This is a genomic window from Dactylosporangium sp. CA-052675, from assembly GCF_050947935.1.
Taxonomy (GTDB): Bacteria; Actinomycetota; Actinomycetes; order Mycobacteriales; family Micromonosporaceae; genus Dactylosporangium.
The window spans coordinates 8631355-8647155 of sequence record NZ_CP192010.1 but is presented as its reverse complement, the minus strand read 5'-3'; the positions used below and the strand labels follow the sequence as shown (position 1 = coordinate 8647155).

General features: G+C 70.6%; 18 protein-coding genes. 12 read left to right on the top strand and 6 right to left on the bottom strand.

The window, feature by feature from the left end:
• Positions 1 to 43: 43 nt before the first annotated feature.
• The 7 genes from ACQP1P_RS38510 to ACQP1P_RS38480 all read left to right on the top strand — a co-directional run bounded on the left by ACQP1P_RS38510 (position 44) and on the right by ACQP1P_RS38480 (position 7440).
• Positions 44 to 2167 carry a hypothetical protein gene (locus ACQP1P_RS38510; RefSeq protein WP_433078844.1) on the top strand — a complete coding sequence of 708 codons (2124 nt, stop codon included), beginning with the start codon at positions 44 to 46 and terminating at the stop codon, positions 2165 to 2167.
• 9 nt (positions 2168 to 2176) lie between these two features.
• Positions 2177 to 4981, top strand: a complete 2805-nt coding sequence (locus ACQP1P_RS38505) for a hypothetical protein (protein WP_433078842.1) — start codon at positions 2177 to 2179, stop codon at positions 4979 to 4981.
• 9 nt (positions 4982 to 4990) lie between these two features.
• Entirely contained in the window at positions 4991 to 5518 is a 528-nt protein-coding gene (locus tag ACQP1P_RS38500) for a hypothetical protein (protein WP_433078840.1), read from the top strand.
• A gap of 8 nt (positions 5519 to 5526) precedes the next feature.
• Positions 5527 to 6399, top strand: coding sequence for an N-acetylmuramoyl-L-alanine amidase (locus tag ACQP1P_RS38495; RefSeq protein WP_433078838.1), 873 nt, complete (start codon positions 5527 to 5529; stop codon positions 6397 to 6399).
• 96 nt (positions 6400 to 6495) lie between these two features.
• Complete coding sequence (locus ACQP1P_RS38490; protein ID WP_433078836.1) at positions 6496 to 6741, top strand: hypothetical protein; 246 nt, start codon at positions 6496 to 6498, stop codon at positions 6739 to 6741.
• On the top strand, positions 6728 to 6958 hold the full coding sequence (locus tag ACQP1P_RS38485; protein WP_433078834.1) for a hypothetical protein: 231 nt from the start codon (positions 6728 to 6730) through the stop codon (positions 6956 to 6958). The genes ACQP1P_RS38490 and ACQP1P_RS38485 overlap by 14 nt, the downstream gene beginning before the upstream one ends.
• Before the next feature lie 233 nt (positions 6959 to 7191).
• Complete coding sequence (locus tag ACQP1P_RS38480; protein WP_433078832.1) at positions 7192 to 7440, top strand: hypothetical protein; 249 nt, start codon at positions 7192 to 7194, stop codon at positions 7438 to 7440.
• Positions 7441 to 7535: 95 nt separating this feature from the next.
• On the opposite strand, the gene ACQP1P_RS38475 is transcribed toward ACQP1P_RS38480, so the two are convergent.
• Positions 7536 to 7775 (bottom strand): hypothetical protein, encoded by a 240-nt coding sequence (locus ACQP1P_RS38475; RefSeq protein WP_433078830.1) that lies wholly within the window; start codon positions 7773 to 7775, stop codon positions 7536 to 7538.
• 73 nt (positions 7776 to 7848) lie between these two features.
• Positions 7849 to 8025, bottom strand: coding sequence for a hypothetical protein (locus ACQP1P_RS38470; RefSeq protein WP_433078828.1), 177 nt, complete (start codon positions 8023 to 8025; stop codon positions 7849 to 7851).
• A gap of 80 nt (positions 8026 to 8105) precedes the next feature.
• Here ACQP1P_RS38470 and ACQP1P_RS38465 point away from each other — a divergent pair, with 80 nt between their 5' ends.
• Positions 8106 to 8282: a hypothetical protein gene (locus tag ACQP1P_RS38465; RefSeq protein WP_433078826.1), complete on the top strand. Its 177-nt coding sequence runs from the start codon at positions 8106 to 8108 to the stop codon at positions 8280 to 8282.
• A gap of 54 nt (positions 8283 to 8336) precedes the next feature.
• Here the strand turns inward: ACQP1P_RS38465 and ACQP1P_RS38460 are convergent, their stop codons facing one another.
• Complete coding sequence (locus ACQP1P_RS38460) at positions 8337 to 8597, bottom strand: hypothetical protein (RefSeq protein WP_433078824.1); 261 nt, start codon at positions 8595 to 8597, stop codon at positions 8337 to 8339.
• Positions 8598 to 8892: 295 nt separating this feature from the next.
• Between ACQP1P_RS38460 and ACQP1P_RS38455 the strand changes: the two genes are divergently transcribed.
• The gene (locus ACQP1P_RS38455; RefSeq protein ID WP_433078822.1) at positions 8893 to 9108 is read left to right on the top strand and encodes a winged helix-turn-helix domain-containing protein; all 216 of its coding nucleotides are present in this window, start codon (positions 8893 to 8895) and stop codon (positions 9106 to 9108) included.
• On the opposite strand, the gene ACQP1P_RS38450 is transcribed toward ACQP1P_RS38455, so the two are convergent.
• Positions 9105 to 9350, bottom strand: coding sequence for a hypothetical protein (locus ACQP1P_RS38450; protein ID WP_433078820.1), 246 nt, complete (start codon positions 9348 to 9350; stop codon positions 9105 to 9107). The two genes, ACQP1P_RS38455 and ACQP1P_RS38450, sit on opposite strands and share 4 nt — an antisense overlap.
• 282 nt (positions 9351 to 9632) lie before the next feature.
• Here ACQP1P_RS38450 and ACQP1P_RS38445 point away from each other — a divergent pair, with 282 nt between their 5' ends.
• Entirely contained in the window at positions 9633 to 10052 is a 420-nt protein-coding gene (locus tag ACQP1P_RS38445; RefSeq protein WP_433078818.1) for a hypothetical protein, read from the top strand.
• A 72-nt stretch (positions 10053 to 10124) separates the two neighbouring features.
• Here the strand turns inward: ACQP1P_RS38445 and ACQP1P_RS38440 are convergent, their stop codons facing one another.
• Together ACQP1P_RS38440 and ACQP1P_RS38435 are read right to left on the bottom strand one after the other, a co-directional pair.
• Entirely contained in the window at positions 10125 to 11024 is a 900-nt protein-coding gene (locus ACQP1P_RS38440) for a tyrosine-type recombinase/integrase (protein WP_433078816.1), read from the bottom strand.
• Positions 11025 to 11289: 265 nt separating this feature from the next.
• Positions 11290 to 11910, bottom strand: coding sequence for a TIGR03085 family metal-binding protein (locus ACQP1P_RS38435; protein WP_433078814.1), 621 nt, complete (start codon positions 11908 to 11910; stop codon positions 11290 to 11292).
• A gap of 108 nt (positions 11911 to 12018) precedes the next feature.
• On the opposite strand from ACQP1P_RS38435, the gene ACQP1P_RS38430 reads away from it, so the two are divergent.
• Together ACQP1P_RS38430 and ACQP1P_RS38425 are read left to right on the top strand one after the other, a co-directional pair.
• The gene (locus ACQP1P_RS38430; protein WP_433090281.1) at positions 12019 to 13935 is read left to right on the top strand and encodes an ABC transporter ATP-binding protein; all 1917 of its coding nucleotides are present in this window, start codon (positions 12019 to 12021) and stop codon (positions 13933 to 13935) included.
• Positions 13932 to 15722, top strand: a complete 1791-nt coding sequence (locus tag ACQP1P_RS38425; protein WP_433078812.1) for an ABC transporter ATP-binding protein — start codon at positions 13932 to 13934, stop codon at positions 15720 to 15722. Before ACQP1P_RS38430 ends, ACQP1P_RS38425 begins: the two co-directional genes overlap by 4 nt.
• The last annotated feature ends 79 nt before the right edge of the window (positions 15723 to 15801 follow it).

Below are 15801 nucleotides of genomic sequence, written 5' to 3'. Positions count from 1 at the left end.
GAACACCCTCCGCCGATCATCCGAGACGTTCCGGGGGTGTCGTATGGGCCGGAAGGTCAGCGTCAGCCTCGTCGCGGACGTCGCCGAGTTCATCAAGGGCATGGTCGGCGCGAAGAAGTCCGTCGACGAGCTCGGAGACAAGGTCGACCGGCTCGACGACGAGCTCGACAAGATCCCGCCGGACGCGGCGAAGGCCGCGGCGGCGCTGAAGCTGCTCGGCGGGGACATCAACTCGGTCGGGGACAAGGTCAACAGTCTGGGCGAGAAGAACAACGGCCTCGCGGTCCTCGACACCAAGATCAAACAGACGCGGGCCGAGGTCAAGAAGCTCGCCGACGAGTTTGTCAAGACCGGCGACATCGACGTCTTCAGAAAGCTCGGCGACGCCCAGGGACGGCTCAGCGGGCTGCAGTCCGTCCGGAAGAAGCTCGCCGACGCGATCGTCCCCGACGAGCACGACCTGGACGGCTTCTTCAAACGGATGTGGACCCGGGCGAACGACCTCGGCGACAACCTCGCGAAGATGCTGCCCGCCTCGATCTCCGGGGCGCTGTCGACGCCGGTCCTCGGCCCGGTCATCGCGGCCGCGCTCATCGCCGCGCTGGTCTCCGCGGTCAGCTTCGTGCTCGCCAGCGCCGGCGGTCTCGTCCTCGCCGCCGGCGGGGCGAGCGCGGTCGGTCTCGGCATCATGGGCGCGATCCTTGGCAACCCCGAGGTGATCAAGGCCCGCTGGAAGACGGCGATCGACGGGATCAAGCACGAGTTCACGAACGCCGCTCAGCCGCTACAGCAGCCGCTGATCGACGCCGCTCCACAGATCAGGGCCGCCTTTGGGTCGCTCAAACTCGACGAGACCTTCAAGGCCGCGGCGAAGTACTTGCCTCAACTGGTCGACGGTGCCACCGAGTTCGCACGCTGGATCGGCAAGGCCCTGAACTACCTGACCCAGGGCGACGGGCCGGCCGCGGCGATGAAGGTGCTCTCCGACGAGCTGCCGATGATCGGCCACGCCATCGCCGTCTTCGCGCACTCGATCGCGGAGGGCGGCGAAGGTGGCGCGGTGGCGCTGCGAGACCTGCTGCGGGCCGTCGAGATGCTCATCGCCGGCCTCGGCGGGCTGATCGGGTTCGCCGAGAAGGCCTACGGGAAGCTGGCCGCGTTCCGCGACGCCGTGATCCCGAGGTGGATCTGGGACCTGCCGCAGCAGTCGACGAACTTTCACGCAGCCGCCCGAGCGCTGGACGACTACGGCGCCTCGGCGAAGTCGACGGTCGTCGACCTCGAGGCGATGGACCAGAAGCTCGGCGAGACCTCGGTGTCCGTCGACAGCTTGGCCGGGAAGATGGTCGGCAAACTTTTCTCGGCCACGATGGGTCTCGACCAGGCGGTTTTGGGTTTCAACGAGTCGCTCACGAAGCTTGACGAGTCGTTCAAACAGAACGGCAAGACCCTCGACATCCACGCCGCTAAAGGTCAGGCGAACCGCGAAGCGGTGCTCGCCGTGGTGCAGGCGAACATGCAGCAGTACCAGTCCAACCTCGCTGTAGGTATGTCCGCCGAGGACGCCGCGAAGGCGTACGACGATGGCACCGCCGCCCTTGAGAGGCAGCTGCGCAAGGCGGGCCTCACAAAGGACCAGATCGAAGGCCTGATCGGCAAGTACAAGAACATTCCGCACCAGGTCGATACCGAGATTGCCATCCATGGCCTCACAGAGGCGATCAGAAACCTCGACGAGACCCTCCGGAAGATCAACGGCCTCAAGGACAAGACGGTCTACGTCACGGTGAAGCAGGTCGGCGACAACCCGCGGGGACAGTCCCGGGGTGGCATGTACGCGAAGGGCGGCGTTCGGCGCGCGGCGGCGGGCATGGTGGTCGCCCCTTCCGATCCCGGCACCGTCCTGTTCGGCGAACCGGAAACGGGCGGCGAGGCGCTCATCCCGCTTCGCGGCATCTCGCAGGGACGCGCGATGGCGCTCGCCCAGACGGTCGGGGACAGCTACGGCTTCTCCGTCTCGACGGCCCGCTCCTCCGGCCCGCTCGCGATCTCGCTCGGCTTCGCCGGAAACAGCTCGGACGCGGTGGCGGCCATGTTCCAGCGGCTCGTCTACGACGACAAGGTCCAGCTCTACGTCAACGGCCAGCGCGTGCGGACGTCCCGCTAGGGGGTGCTCGTGGCTGCTACGCAGTTCGTCTTCTGTACCGAGCTGGCCTTGGGCGCGACGGTCACCGGCCAGCCGAACAGCTGGTCGTGGACGGACGTCACGGACTACGTCGGCGGGTCGGAGATCAGCATCTCCCGCGGCCGCGCCGACCGGTTCTCCGATGCGCAGCCTGATCGGTGCTCGCTGACGTTCCTCAACAACGGCGGGAGGTTCGTGCCGCGGAACCCGGTGGGCCCGTACTACGGGCAGCTCCGGCGGGGCACTCCGCTGCGGGTCAGCATCCGTCCGAACGTCAACTCCGCCAGCGACGCGTTTGCCCGCACCGTCTCGAGCTCGTGGGGCAGCGCGGACGTCGGCGGCGCCTGGAGCAACGTCACCGGTGGCACCTCGGCCGAGTTCTCGGTCGCTCCGGCCTCGGGCGGCCGGCACACGCATCCGTCGGCGGGCGTCAACCACTGGTCGTATCTCGGCTCGATCTCGCTCGTGCGGGTGGACGTGACCGTGCGAGCGCGGGTCAACGCGTTGTCGACGGGCGCAGCCCAGTCGGCCGGCGTGGTGATCCGGTACACCGGTCCGGGCGACAACGCGCGCGGCGAGATCCAGTTCGGCACGTCCGGGACACTCACGGCACGCCTGGTGACGTGGGCCTCGAGCGTCCAGACCGTCTACGCGTCGGCGACGGTGCCGGGTCTCACGCACTCGACCAGCGCCTGGTACCGGATCCGGCTCCAGACCGGCCTGACGAGCGTCCGCATGAAGGTATGGCTGGACGGCAGCCCGGAGCCGTCGACGTGGCTCATCGACGGGTCGAACGTCGGCATGCCGCTCGGCCCGGTCGCGGGCGCGCCGGGCGTCTACAGCCTCCGCGAGGTCGGCAACACCAACAGCAACGCGACCTTCGACTTCGACGACTTCTCGATGGTCGACGGGCCCCGGATCCAGTTCACCGGGTTCGTCGACGAGTGGCCTGTGACCTGGGGCGACTCGGCGCTGACCCAGTCGTATGCGCCGGTCACCGCGTCGGGGCAACTGCGCCGGCTGAGCCGCGCGCAGCCGCTGAAGTCCGCGATCTACATCGCCACCTCGTCCTCGCCGGGACTCGTCGGCTACTGGCCGATGGAGGACGGCACCGGCGCGATGACCCTCGCCTCCGCCAGCGGCGGGCTGCCGGGGACGTTCACGAACATCTCCCTCGCCGCCTCGTCCGGCCTGGCCGGCTCCGACCCCCTGCCGACGCTCGGTGCCTCCAACGGCCGGGTGGCGTTCCAGATCCCGGCCTACACGTCCTCCGGGTCGTGGTCGGTGTGCTGGGTGATGCGCATCCCCTCGTCGTCGATCTCGGGCACCGCCCAGCTGATGTCGTGGGTGACGCCCGGGCAGTCGATCGTCCGGTGGCAGCTGCGCCTCAACCCCGGCTCGCCCGACACCATCCAGCTGGACGCGTTCGGGTCCGGTGGTGGCGTCACCTCGAGCACCGCGGTGAACTTCACCGACGCCGCCTCGGGTGCGAAGCTGTCCGACGGCCGGCAGCTGGCGTTCCTGGCGACGGGGACGCAGAACGGCGGCAACGTCGACGCGACGTGGACGTGCTGGTACGTCCCGGACGGCGGCGGCCTCGCCACCCTGTTCGGCGGGTCGTTCTCCCCGGCTGGTACGACCGGCCGTGTCGGCCTCATCTACCACGACTCGGTGACCGGCTTCTCCAACGGCGGGCACACGATCGGCCACGTCGGCCTCGGCGACGGGAACACCGCGTTCGGGCCCGGAGCGCTCGGCGCGTCCGGCGGGGCCGGGCAGACGACCCGGGAGCGGTTCACCGCGCTCCTCGCCGCGCAGGGGATCACGCCGCTCATCGGCGACCTCGTCCACGGCGGCGCCGGTGGAACGGCAACACAGCAGATGGGTCCGCAGCGCACCGGTGACGTCCTGGCCCAGCTGCGGGAGGTCGAGGACACCGAGCAGGGCGTCATCCACGACTCCAAGCAGGGCTTCCTCGAGATGCTCCCGCGGGCCATGCGCTACAACCGGCCCGTCGACCTGGCATTGGACGTCAACCAGGGGCATGTCGGCTGGCCGTTCTCCCCGACGGACGACAACTTCCTGCTGCAGAACGACGTCACGGTCACCTCCCCTGGCGGGTCGTCGGCGAGGTCGACGGACCTGGTATCGATCGCGTCGCAGGGCGTCTACGCGGACTCGGTGGCCGTGAACGCCTGGAACGGCGTCGGGCTGCAGCAGTACGCGGACTGGCTCCGGAACCTGGGCACGACCGGGGCCGGGCTGCGGTATCCGGAGATCACGCTCAACCTCACCGACAAGCACCTGTCGATCGGGATGTCGTGGCTGGACACGGACATTGGGTCCCGGATCACCATCGCGAACGTCCCGTCGAACGAGCTACCACCGGACCTGCTCGATCTGCTCGTCGAGGGCTACACGGAGACGATCTCGTCCACGGCGTGGACGGCCCGGCTCAACTGCAGCCCGGGCGCGCAGTGGCTTGTCGGGAAGCTCGACACCTCCACGCCGCGGCTGGACTGTGGCGCGTCCACCACGTCGGGGGCGTTCAACACCACGGCCACCTCCGTTGCGCTGACGATCGCCGACGAATGCGTCTGGACCATCGCCGACGGCGCGTTCGACATCTTCATCGCCGGCGAGCGGATGACCGTCACCAACGTGTCGGCGCCGGCCGGGTCCGGGACGTCGTGGACGCAGACGCTCACGGTCACCAGGTCGGTCAACGGCGTCGTCAAAACCCACGCGGCCGGCGAAGAGGTCCACGTCGCCGTCCCCATCATCGTCGCCCTCTGAGGAGGCTTCGTGGCCGCGTTCGCTGCCGGCGGCATCCTGACCGCTGCCGGCCTGATCCGCACGCTCCCGTTCGGCCTGATCAAACAGGCCGACGAGTCCGTCAACAACTCCACGACGGTGCAGGGCGACGACGAGCTGAACGTGCCCGTCGCCGCGAACACGACCTACAAGATCGACGCGCACATCCTGGCCACCGACGGCACCGGCACGTCGATGGACCTGAAGGTGGCGTGGACGCAGCCGTCCGGCTCGATCCTCAGCCTGGCCGTCGTCGGCCCGCACACCGCCTGGAACGCGTCCTCGGGCGCGCTCGAGGTCGAGTGGAACGGCTGGCAGAACGACACCGGCACCCTCACCGCAACCCGAAGCTTCGGCAGCTCGAACAGCGGCACCTTCAGCTACCACTTCCGCGGCACGATCTCCGTCGGCTCGACCGCGGGGTTCTTCCGGCTGCAGTGGGCGCAGAACACTGCGACGGTCGGCAACCTCACCGTGAAGGCCGGCTCGTCGCTGATCCTCACGCCGATCCTCGCCTAGGAGGCCACATGCGCGTCGCCGGTATCGCCTACGTGCAGGGCCGCAACTCCTACCTGGACGCGGACGGCACGAAGTTCGGCATCGCGATCCACAACACCAGCAACACCGCCCCCGCGGACGGCGAGGCCGCCTACGCCACCCGCCGCACCGACGGGGTCTCGTCGCACTTCTACTGCGACGGCGTGAAGGTCATCCAGTCCCTGGACACCTCGGCGCGCGCCGGCCACGCGGGCAGCTCGCAGGGCAACCAGAACGCGGTCGCGGTCGAGATCACCGGAACGAACGACAAGTCCCGCGACTGGTGGCTGGCCAACGTCGCCTGGTCGCAGCTCGGCGCCGTCCTGGCGCAAGTGTGCCGGGCGTACGGCATCCAGGTGCGCCGGGCCTCCGTCGCCGAGATGCAGGCGAACCCGAAGGTCCGCGCGTTCTACAGCCACGACGACATGCGCCGCGCGTGGGGCGGCACCGACCACACCGACCCGGGCCCCGCCTTCCCGTGGGACCGGCTGTTCAGCGCGGTCAACGCCGCGCTCAGCGGAGGAGACGACGACATGACCCCGGAGCAGGACGAGCGGCTCAAGAACATCGACACGTGGCTGCGCTGCCTGATCCAGGGCGACGCGCAGATCCCGCTGAAGAACAACGGCCAGACCTCGAACTGGCCGAACAAGCTCGGCGCCACCGTCGCCCGGATCGACGCGACCGCCACGGCGCTCGCCGGCCGGCCCGCGCTCGAGCTCACCGACGAGCAGGCGGCGGCGCTCGGCGACCGGGTCGCGGCCGCGGTGGTCGCGCACCCGGACACGCCGCTCGGCGACGCGGACCGGCCCGCGATCGTCGCCGCGGTGAAGCAGGCCCTTCGCGAGGGCATCGGCGCCTAGGTGTCCGGGTATCAGGCTGGTACGAGGCGCCGGAAGGGGCGGGGATGAGTGGCGACGCGACGCAACGCTGGGCTCCCTCAGAAGGTGCGCGACTCGGTGCTCCTCGCCCTGGGCGCGTTCATGCTCGTCTGGATGCTGGTGACGGGCCACGTCAACGGCTGGCTCGTGACGGCAGCCCTGGCGTGCCTGGGCGTGCCGACCGGGCTGCAGGCGCGCGCGCTGTCGAAAGCGGGCTTCCGCCCGCCGCCTGGGCCTGGTTCGTCGTCGCCGCCGGAGGTTCGCTCCTCGCGCTCCTCGCGGTCTTCCTCCTCACGCACGGAGGAGTCCGATGAGCCGTCCTGACCCGCGCCGCCCGGGCTGGGCGTGGCTGATCACCGTCGCCGTCGTCGCCGTGCTAATCGCGTCCGGGGTGTCGATCGTCTACACCGACCGGGCGTTGAAGCAACTGTGCGGCCTGGTGAACCTGATGGCCGACGACAAGCCGGCCCCGTCGACACCGCGCGGCGCGGACCTGCTCCGCGAGGCGCAGAAGCTGCAGCGCGAGTACCGCTGCCGCTAGTCCCACCTGACCGGGAACGGCCCGACGCGTCCCTCGTGCCGCGGGTCGCCCGCTTCGACGTGCCCGCGCGGCTTCGCGCATCGCACCTCGACTTCACCGGTCGCGGTCGGGCTGCGATGTACGGCTTCGCACTGCGGCTGCTCCATCACGCCAACGTAGCGAACCCTGAACCACCCGGCTTGCCGTTCAGGCTTCGGCCGGTTTCCCTGCATCGCTCCAAGGAGGAGTGAGCCATGGTCAACAACCTGCCCGTGCCGGCCGACGCGTCCACGGACGCCGTGAACCGCGCCTGGCGCACACTCGTCCAGGGCCTCGCCCTCGACGTCGTCGTGGCCATCGTCGCCGTCTTGGCGACGAACGTCGGCGACGCCCAGTGGACGAAGGAGTACTGGCTCGGCATCGCCGCCCTGCTCGGTAAGTCCGTGGTGACGGCGATCGTCAGCTACTTCGCCCGGAAGTACCTGCCCCCGTCGACGACCTGACGGCTTCTGTGCCACACCCGGTGTTGCACAGCTCTGTCGTACAGCAGCACAGCGCCCCCGCTCGGCTCCGGCCGGGCGGGGGCGCTTCTGCGTGTTCAGGCGTCGGCGCGCTGGCGGAGCGCCTCGGTGAGCCGCTGGATGGCGCGGAACCGTCGATCGACTGCTCGGCGGCAGCGGCCGATCCGTGCGGCCGCGGCAGCCTCGGCTTCCCCGCGGGCCCGTAGGGCGGCCTCGCGGGCGGACATCAGTTCACGGTTGGACTCGGCGTAGAGCAGCACCATGTCGGTGATGGCGTCGGCGAGCTGGTGCGGGGTGGGGCGGGTGATCGTCTGCATGGTCTGCCTCCTCGATGCGAGTCTCGCCGCTTCCGCCGCCCGGGCGCTTCGTGCGCCCGGGCGGTCCTCGTCGTCAGTGGTCGTAGTTGGTGGAGATGATCTCGATGGCGGCGCGGATGCCCATCTCCTCGCCCTTGCTGGCCTGCTGGAGGCTCGCCTCGAGGTCGATGAGGATGTCGGCCACGGTGGCCTTGCGGGCGTCCTGCTCGAGCTTCTCGATGAGGTCGTGCAGCTTCTCGGCGGTCTTCACGGTAAGCCTCCTCCTGGTGGATATCCACCAGGATAGCGAAGTCTGGGCATGGTGGCAATCCACCATCTACACTCTCCCTCATGCCCAAGGACCGCGCCCTCGACCGCCACGCCAAGCCCGCCCGGGTCATCCGCCCCGACCCTCCAGAACTCTGGGACCAGCTCGGCGAGGCCGTTGGCGACCGCCGCCGTTCCGCGCTCATCAGCGACCTCGTCCGGCGCTACCTTGCCGGCGAGCCCATGCCGCCCCGGCCCTAACGCACAGCGTCCCCGGCCTCTTCGGAGGTCGGGGACGCTTCTGCATGCTCAGGGTCAGAGGCTCGGCCAGGGCGTCGGCCCGTTCACCGGCCCCTCGCGGTACCCGATCGACAACCGACGCACCTCGTTGGCCTGGTGCTCGATGAGCAGCGCGAGCCGACGCACCGCGAAGAAGCTCGCGGGGTCCCGCCGCATCGCGAACCGGACCCGCCCGCCGTGCTCGTCCTCCAGCAGCAGCACCAGGCCGCCGTCTTCCTCGATGACCCGTGCGGTCGCGCGGATGTCCAGCTCGATCGCGTTGTCCAGCTCGGGCATGTCGCCTCCGTCGGGGTTGGTGACGGGTCCGGCCACTGTCGATGCAGGGGTCCGGACCCGTGTCTGAGGCTGCGGCGCGGGCGGGTGGAGCCCGGCTGGCCGGTCGGGGCCTCGCCGTCTCGCTTCCCGCCCGCGCCGAGCGGGTTGGACACCGGGGGGTTTGCCGACCAGGCCCGACGTCCTATCCTCAAACTAGGTGCATCTAGATGCATCCGCAACCCCCGAATGCATCCGGATACCTTGAGTCGCCAGACGGGAGCGTGATCGAATGGTCGTGCCGACCAGGGAGATCACTGTGCCTACATCGAAGACGCAAGCGCTCATCGACCACATCCGCCAGCAGATCGCGACCGGCGCCTGGCCCCCGGGCTACCGCCTGCCGTCGCGCGCCGAGCTGATGCGCGAGCACAACGTGTCCCTCACCGTTGTCCGCGACGCCCAGAAGGAGCTGCTGCTCCGCGGCGAGCTTACGAGCGTGCCGGCCGTGGGCTACTTCGTGCCGGAGGCCTAGCGGTCCGACTCGACGCCGTTCGCCCGCAACAGCTGGCGGATCCACTCCCTCGAGAGGCCGGTCAGCTCGACGAGCTCGCCCATCCTGACGCCGGCCTGTGCTTTAGCGACGAGCCCGTCGGTGAGGTCAGCGCGGGCGTCGCGGACGCGCTGCTTGGCGTCGACGAGCTGGCGCTTCAGGTCGTCGACCGCCTGCCAGGCGGCGCGGTACTCGGCCGCGAGGGCTGACAGGTCGGGGTCCACGCCGAGAGACTGCCATCGTGCGGATCTTGGCCAACGGTCGGCGCGACCTCTGGCCAGGGGCCTGAAAGGTGCTGGCCAGAAGCCTCGCGACTGTTGGCTGGACGAGATCACCCGTTCGGGCGATCACCAGAATGTTTGCCACAGGGTTAACGTCTGGTTCACGGCCGGTTACGTGTCGCAAACCCGACACATCCTGGACAGGTCCGGCCAGGGGGCACGGGTCCCTCTTCCCCACCCGTGCTCGCCTGACAGCAGCAGGCAAACCGGGAAGAGGGAGAGTACATGCACAGAAAGGGCACCACAGCCGCGATCTGCATTCATCTCGGTAGTACCGCGACGGCCGAACAGCAGGAGAAGCTCGCCGCCGAGTACTGCGTACAGCAAGGGATCGTTCCGACATCGCTCGTCTACCACCCCGCCGACGCCCTCAGGCTCGTGCGGGACGGGCTCGTCGGAACCGTCGTCGTCGCCTACCTTCCCGACGATCGCGCCGGGCTGGCCGAAGAGGTCACCATCGCCGGCGGCGTCCTCCAGGAAGCCCGTCAGCGCCGTCGCATTCCACAGGACCTGGCCAAGGTCTTCATCCGCATGTTCGACAAGGGAATGACCGTCGCCGAGATCGCCGCCCTTACCGACGCCCCCAGCGGCGACATCCGCGCCGAGCTGTTTCGCCGCGGACGCCGCGAGCCCCCGGACGCCTGAGGCGAAATCGACACACCGCCCGGCTCGCGAATGCGAGCCGGGCGGCTTCATACTGCCACTGGAACCGGGCTCTTAGTTGGGTGTCGGGGCCAGGGAGGGCAGCGCTGAGATCGCCAAATCCCGCTGCCTTCCCACTACTCGCGTGTAGATCGCGGTCGTGGCCACGCTCGCGTGGCACATCAGCTCCTGCACGGTGCGCAGGTTCGCGCCGGCCCCGCCGAGCTCCTTCTCGGTGAGCAGGGTCGTGGCGTACCAGTGCCGGACGTTCCGCAACGTCACGCCCGGGTGCCCGAGCGCGCGCTCGATCTCGCGGCTCGTGCACGTCGACAGGTAGTCGGCCGTCGCCCGGAAGACCTGGCCGCGGTGGGTCACCGTGGCGATCGGTCCGCGGGGGAAGTCGCGGACCGCCGCCCAGATGGCCGGATGCGTGGGGATCGTGGAGACCTTGCCGCCCTTCCCGGCGACGTAGATGTGCTGCTCGGTGATGTTCTCCCGGTCCAGGTTGCTGATCTGGATCGGTCGGAGGCCCGCGTAGGCCGTGAGGATGCAGTAGGTGAGGAACGGTGCTCGCGCTCGGGCGAGGAGCCGCTCGAGGTCCTCCGTAGTGCACGGCTGGGGGTCGCGGCTGGGGACCTTCGGCCGGCTGAGGCTCGCCGACGGGTCGTAGGACAGGTGGGGCATGCGGTTGGGGTCGGACGCGAAGCCGTAGAAGCCGACGATGTGCCCGAAGTAGGTGGCCTTGGTCTGCCGTGACCACGGGGCGCTGCGCCGGCCTCGGCGGGCGGCGGTGCGCCCGCTGGCCATCCAGTTCTCGAGTTCCTCGATGGTGGCTTCGAGCAGCCCGAGGGGGAGCTCGGCGTCGAGCCGGTAGAGCAGCTCGCACCGGTCAGTGATGGTGGTGCCCTCCTCGAATTTGCCGGAGGCCACCATGTGAGCGCGGTAGCGCTCGATCCATGGGTGAGGTTTCTTCATAGCGTGATCCTGACGTCGCTGCCGGTCACGCAACATCGTCGAGCGTGGCATCGATCACAACCGGACGGCCGACCTTCGGACGAGTCGAGTCGCCTCGTCCGTTCGGGCGACCCGCCATGGGCCGTCTGACCGATGACCGAACGGACGATGAGGGATGCCAGACGGTAAACCGTCGATCCCGTTACCGGCTAGACCCGAAACCGAAACGTGAGCAAGCCGCGGAATGCGTGCTCTGGAACCAGATTCAAGACCCAGCAGTCGTACCTCAGATGCCGAGCCGGGCCCCGCGCAGCTTTTCGGCCAGATCGTCCGGGCCGGTCACCGACACCTCGGCGACGGACTGGCGCCCGCTGAAGAACAGCACCAGCTCCCCGGGCGCGCCCGACACCCGCACGGCGGGCTCCCGCTTCGGGTTGACCGTGAACGGCTCCACGCCGGGGCCGGAGACCTCGACGCGGGCGGGGAAGCGGCGGGCGGACAGGCGGGCCGTGGTCTTCGCGCGGGCGGCGAGCACCTGCGCGTACGACGGCGGAAGGTCGCGCGGCGTCCAGCCCGGCGCGGCCCGTCGCACGTCCTCGAGGTGCACGAAGAACTCGGTCACGTTCATCGCCTCGTCGAACGGGCGCAGCAGCAGCGGCCCGCGCCGCACCCGCTCCACGAGCGCCGGGTAGTCGCCCGCGGCCAGCCCGTCCTGCACCTTGCGGGTGTGCCCGGCGGCGGCCTTGAGCATGATCCCGGCGGCGGCGTCCGGGCGGTGCTCGCGCAGCACGAGGTGGGCGGCGAGGTCACGGGTCGCCCAGCCCTCGCACAGCGTGGGCGCGTCCGGCCCGGCGGCGAGCAGCGCGTCGGCGAGCGCCGCGCGCTCCGAACGGGCGAAGGCAGTCATGGGCATAACGCTAGCCCCGAAATTGTCGTACCTCGTCGGTAAGGTTTGTCGTGCGTTCGGGTCGCTTACCGTCGCGGAACCAGGGAGCGTGTGTTGACCAGTGGCAAAGTGCTCGCGAAGGGCTTCCGGGTGCTCGGCCACGCGGTCCGTGACGAGCCTCACATGTTCGTGTGGTCGGTCCTCGGCAGCGTGCTGTTCAGCCTGCTGACCATCGCCACGGCGTTCGTCTCGGGGCGCGTGGTCGGCGAGATCGTGGTGCCGGCCTTCGACCGGGGCCGCGTCGGCACCGGCACGCTCGTGCTGGGCGGCCTGGCCGTGCTCGCGGTCAGCCTCGGCAAGATCGTGGGCATCTTCGGCCGCCGGCTCGGCGCCGGCGCGATGCAGTTCAACCTGCAGGCGAAGTATCGCCGGGCCGTCACCCGCCGCTACCTGCGCCTGCCGCTGGCCTGGCACCAGCGCAACGCGACCGGGACGCTGCTGTCCAACGCGAACGCGGACGTGGAGTCGGCGTGGTATCCGATCGCCCCGTTCCCGTTCGCGGTCGGCACCATCGTCATGCTCGTGGCCGCGGTCGCCTCGCTCTTCGTCACCGACTGGGCGATGGCGCTGGTCGGCGTGGCCGTCTTCCCCGCGCTGCTGCTGGTCAACGTGGCCTATTCGCGGCGCATGTCGCCGCGGGTGGCCCGGGCCCAGCAGCTGCGGGCCGAGGTCAGCGCGGTCGCGCACGAGAGCTTCGACGGTGCCCTGGTCGTCAAGACGATGGGCCGCGAGGCCTCGGAGACCGAGCGGTTCGCGGCCAAGGCCGTGCAGCTGCGCGACGCCACCATCCGGGTCGGCCGGGTCCGGGCCATGTTCGACCCGGTCCTGGACGCGCTGCCCAGCATCGGCACCCTGGCGGTGCTGGTCGTCGGCGGTTATCGGTACCGTTCCGGCGCCGTCGGGGTCGAGCAGGTCGTCAGCGTCGCGTTCCTGTTCACCGTGCTGGCCTTCCCGGTCCGGGCGATCGGCTGGGTCCTCGCCGAGCTGCCCCGCAGCGTCGTGGGCTGGGAGCGCATCCGCCGGGTGCTCGACGCCGAGGGCGACACCGTCTACGGCACCACCGCCCTGGCCGGCACCGGCCCGGCCGCCCTGCGCTTCGACGGCGTCGACTTCGCCTACACCGACGAGACCGGCAACGGGCCCAAGGTGCTCACGGGGGTCACCTTCGACGTCCCCGCCGGGCGCACGGTCGCGCTGGTCGGGCCCACCGGCTCGGGCAAGTCCACCATCGCGGCGCTCGCCGCCCGGCTCGTCGACCCCGCGGCCGGCACCGTGACGCTCGACGGCGTCGACGTGCGGGAGCTGCACCAGGACGCGCTGACCGGCAGCACCGCGCTCGTCGCGCAGGTCCCGTTCGTCTTCGACGACACCATCCGCGGCAACATCACCCTCGACCGGGCCGGCGTCGACGACGAGGCGGCCTGGAGCGCGCTGCGGCTGGCCCAGGCCGACGGGTTCGTCGAGCACCTCCCCGACGGCCTCGACACCACGGTCGGCGAGCGCGGCACCTCCCTGTCGGGCGGCCAGCGGCAGCGGCTCACCATCGCCCGCGCGCTGGCCGGGTCGCCGCGGCTGCTCGTGCTCGACGACGCCACGAGCGCCGTCGACCCGCGGGTCGAGGCCGCGATCCTGGCCGCGCTGCGCCGCGACGACGGCTCGGTTGCGCCGCGGGCGGACCGGCCCGCGCGGGCCGCCTCGATCCTCGTCGTCGCCTACCGCCGGGCCACGATCGCCCTCGCCGACGAGGTGGTCTACCTCGAACGGGGCCGTGTCGTGGCCCGCGGCACCCACGCCGAGCTGCTGGAGACCGCGCCCGGCTACGCCGACCTGGTCACCGCCTACGAGAAGGCGGAGGAGGAGCGGGAGCGCGAGCACGCCTTCGACGGCGACCGGTTGGACGACGGCCGTGACGGGCCCGGGCTCGGCGCCCAACGCTTGGACGAGGGCCGCGACGGCCGGCTGGACGAGGAGACCCTGAGCGCATGACCACCGTCGAGAGCGCCGCCGCGACCGCCGCGTCCGCCACCCGGATGTCGGTGCTGCGCCGCGGCCTGGCCCTGTCCCCGGAGCTGTTCACCGGCCTCGCCGGCACGCTCGGCCTGGCGCTGCTCGCCACCGCCGGCCGCGTCGCCGTGCCCGTCGCCATCCAGCAGGGCATCGACCGGGGCATCCGCGCACCGGGCGGCCCCGACCTCGGCGTGATCACGCGCATCGTGGCGGTCACCGCCGGGGTGCTGCTCGTCACGATGGTCTGCTCCTACCTCATGAACGTGCGCCTGTTCACCGTGAGCGAGACGGCCCTGGCCGGCATCCGGGCGCGCACCTTCCGGCACATCCACGATCTGTCGATGCTGCACCAGCAGTCCGAGCGCCGCGGCGCGCTGGTCTCGCGGGTCACCGGCGACGTCGACCAGATCAGCCAGTTCCTGCAGTTCGGCGGCCTGCTCTTCGTGGTCAACCTGGGCCAGCTCACGGTCACCACGATCGTCATGCTCTGGTACTCCTGGCAGCTCACCCTCGTCGTCGTCGCCGCGTTCGCCCCGCTCGTGTTCGTGGTCCGGTTCTTCCAGCGCCGGCTCAGCGTGCTCTACCTGGAGGTGCGCGAGAGCGTCGGCGCGATGCTCGGCGTGATCGCCGAGAGCGTGGTGGGGGCGCCGGTCGTGCGCGCCTACGGCATCCAGCGCCGCACCGGCGAGCGGCTCGACGGCGCGATCGAGCGGGCGCGGCGCAACCAGTTCCGCGCCCAGACCAACAACGTGATCAGCATGAGCTTCGGCGAGCTGGCGGCCGGGCTCGCGCTCGGCGGCGTGATCGTCGTGGGCACCCTGCTCGGCGTCGGCGGGGACCTCACCGTCGGGCAGCTCACCGCGTTCCTGTTCCTGGCCACGCTGTTCGTGCAGCCGGTGCAGGTCGCCACCGAGGTGCTCAACGAGGCCCAGAACGCGATCGCCGGCTGGCGCCGCGTGCTGGACATCATCGAAACCGAGCCCGACGTCGCCGACCCGGGCAAGGCGGGCCGCGCGCTGCCCGACGGCCCGATCGACGTGCGCTTCGACCACGTCCACTTCGCCTACCCCGACGGCCCCGAGGTGCTCAGCGACGTCGACCTGACGGTCACGGCCCGCACGCGCGTCGCGGTCGTCGGCGAGACCGGCAGCGGCAAGACGACTTTCGCGAAGCTGCTGACCCGGCTCATGGACCCGAGCTCGGGCCGCGTGCTGCTCTCGGGCGTGCCGCTGGACACCGTCCGCTTCGACTCGCTGCGCAGCCGGGTCGTCATGGTGCCCCAGGACGGCTTCCTGTTCGACGCGACGATCGCCGACAACGTCCGCTTCGCCCGCCCGGAGCTGACCGACGCCGACCTGCTGGACGCCTTCACCGCGCTGGGCCTGATCGACTGGCTGGAGTCCCTGCCCGACGGCCTGCAGACCCAGGTCGGCGAGCGCGGCGAGTCCCTGTCGGTGGGCGAGCGGCAGCTGGTGGCCCTGGCCCGCGCGTACGTGGCCGACCCCGACCTGCTCGTCCTGGACGAGGCGACGAGCGCCGTGGACCCCGCGACCGAGGTACGCCTGCAGCGCACTCTGGACGCCGTGACCCGCGGCCGCACGACGATCGCGATCGCCCACCGCCTGTCGACGGCCCAGTCCGCCGACGAGGTCATCGTGGTGGACAAGGGCCGCGTCGTCCAGCGCGGCCCGCACACGGCCCTGCTGGGCGACCCGACCTCGATCTACGCCCGCCTCTACGCCTCGTGGCTGGAACAAACCCGCTGACGCCTTGGCCGGCCACCCCACCCGCGGACGCGACCGAGTCCAGCTCGCCCGCGGTCGACTCGCCTCGGTGCGCTTCCAG

Coding starts and splice junctions, on each gene's coding strand:
- ACQP1P_RS38510 (WP_433078844.1), top strand. CDS start 44: ATGGGCCGGAAGGTCAGCGTCAGCCTCGTCGCGGACGTCGCCGAGTTC.
- ACQP1P_RS38495 (WP_433078838.1), top strand. CDS start 5,527: ATGCGCGTCGCCGGTATCGCCTACGTGCAGGGCCGCAACTCCTACCTG.
- ACQP1P_RS38485 (WP_433078834.1), top strand. CDS start 6,728: ATGAGCCGTCCTGACCCGCGCCGCCCGGGCTGGGCGTGGCTGATCACC.
- ACQP1P_RS38480 (WP_433078832.1), top strand. CDS start 7,192: ATGGTCAACAACCTGCCCGTGCCGGCCGACGCGTCCACGGACGCCGTG.
- ACQP1P_RS38475 (WP_433078830.1), bottom strand. CDS start 7,775: ATGCAGACGATCACCCGCCCCACCCCGCACCAGCTCGCCGACGCCATC.
- ACQP1P_RS38465 (WP_433078826.1), top strand. CDS start 8,106: ATGCCCAAGGACCGCGCCCTCGACCGCCACGCCAAGCCCGCCCGGGTC.
- ACQP1P_RS38460 (WP_433078824.1), bottom strand. CDS start 8,597: ATGCCCGAGCTGGACAACGCGATCGAGCTGGACATCCGCGCGACCGCA.
- ACQP1P_RS38445 (WP_433078818.1), top strand. CDS start 9,633: ATGCACAGAAAGGGCACCACAGCCGCGATCTGCATTCATCTCGGTAGT.
- ACQP1P_RS38440 (WP_433078816.1), bottom strand. CDS start 11,024: ATGAAGAAACCTCACCCATGGATCGAGCGCTACCGCGCTCACATGGTG.
- ACQP1P_RS38435 (WP_433078814.1), bottom strand. CDS start 11,910: ATGACTGCCTTCGCCCGTTCGGAGCGCGCGGCGCTCGCCGACGCGCTG.
- ACQP1P_RS38425 (WP_433078812.1), top strand. CDS start 13,932: ATGACCACCGTCGAGAGCGCCGCCGCGACCGCCGCGTCCGCCACCCGG.